We start from the raw sequence: 1892 nt of genomic DNA, 5'->3' as shown, positions 1-1892 counted from the left end.
GTGAAGAACTCTGCGTTGCGGCACTTCGAGTGGCGGTCAACGTCCGGAATGGGCCGTCCATTGTAGGACCAACGGCAGCGACGCACGCTTCGCACGTATTTGGGCCGACCGCAGCAATTTGCACTCTGGGCTCGTAGTCGACCTCCGCTACCTCCCGTGTCTACGACTGAAGGCAGCCCAAAGCGGGCACTCGAACGGTGCTACATCAGACGGTGCTGGAACCTAGTATGAGGTGTCCGCCATCAGCACCCATGGAACAGACTAGGTTGATTGCGTAGCGGAGGATTTCAGGCTCATCGTAACCATCAGAGAGTGGAGATGAGAATGAAATCCGGGAAACAGAAAGCGTCAGCAGAGAGAGTTGTCAAAGACATCCGCAGGAAGACACGGCGCCAGCATTCGGCAGAGGAGAAGATCCGTATTGTGTTGGATGGGCTTCGTGGTGAAGACAGCATAGCGGAGCTGTGTCGCCGTGAAGGAATAGCTACGAGCCTGTATTACAGCTGGTCGAAAGAGTTCCTTGAGGCCGGTAAGAAGCGGTTGGCTGGCGATACCGCACGCCAGGCTACCAGCTCTGAGGTGAAGGATTTGAGAGCGGAATCGTCGGCGCTGAAAGAGGTAGTCGCCGACCTGACCCTTGAGAACCGGCTGCTCAAAAAAAGCATGTTCGAGGATGGGGGAGACGACGAATGAGATATCTGTCACCCAACAGTCGCTGCTTGCAGCGATGAGAGGGCAACATCCGAAAAGCTTGAGATCATTCGGCTGGTTGACGGTTCGCACCTGCCGATCAAACGCACACTGGAAAAGCTCGGCATTCCCAGAACGACCTTCTACCGCTGGTACGACAGGTATCTGTCTTTCGGCGAGGCCGGGCTTGAGGATCGCCATTCCCGGCCAGGTAGGGTTTGGAACCGCATCCCCGACAAGGTGCGCAAGCAGATCGTGGAACTGGCTCTGGAAGAACCCGAGTTATCGCCCCGCGAGCTTGCGGTGCGGTTCACCGACACCAGGCGCTACTTCGTTTCTGAGGCCAGTGTTTACAGGCTTCTGAAGGCACAAGATCTGATCACTAGCCCAGCCTGCATCACCATCAAAGCGGCGGATGAATTCCATGAGAAGACTGTGCGGCCGAACCAGCTTTGGCAGACCGACTTCACCTATCTCAAAGTCATCGGTTGGGGCTGGTTCTACCTGTCTACGATCCTGGATGATTACAGCCGTTACGTTGTCTCTTGGCGCCTTTGCACCACGATGAAAGCTGACGATGTCACAGGAACGCTGGAAGACGCTTTGGCTGCATCAGGTTGTGACAGTGTCACCGTTGCCCACAAGCCCCGGCTGCTCAGCGACAACGGCAGCAGTTACATCTCTGGCGAGTTGGCGAAATGGCTGGATGAGCAGGGTATGGATCATGTTCGGGGAGCGCCCAACCATCCGCAGACCCAGGGCAAGATTGAGCGATGGCATCAGACGATGAAGAACCGTGTCCTGCTGGAAAACTACTATCTGCCAGGAGCGCTCGAACAGGCCAACGGCGACTTCATCAATCACTACAACCACAACCGATACCACGAGAGCATCAGCAATCTGACACCCGCCGATGTCTATTTCGGTCGAGCCGAAACAATCCTCAGACGCAGAAAGGAAATCAAACACCAGACAATCCAGAAACGCCGCTTGCTGCATCATCAGAACGCGGCGTAGATTGAAACTGCGGCGAGCCTGATCCTCCTAAGCCAATCAAACGCTCGTGTTCCAAATCATTCGATGACGGACACCGGAACAAGTATCCACCTCTGGGCCTGATGAAAATTGCACAATATCATGGCCCTCAGGGTAAAAAGGACCATGTTCGTTTTGTGAAGGGTGAAGACCCTTCCGCTTACGAG

General features: G+C 55.1%; 1 pseudogene. It reads left to right on the top strand.

The window, feature by feature from the left end:
* Positions 1-318 precede the first annotated feature (318 nt).
* Positions 319-1707: pseudogene (locus ACR0BA_RS18430) on the top strand (IS3 family transposase).
* Positions 1708-1892 lie beyond the last annotated feature (185 nt).

Source organism: Ruegeria sp. CI5 (assembly GCF_056536885.1).
This window is presented reverse-complemented; position numbering and strand designations above follow the sequence as displayed.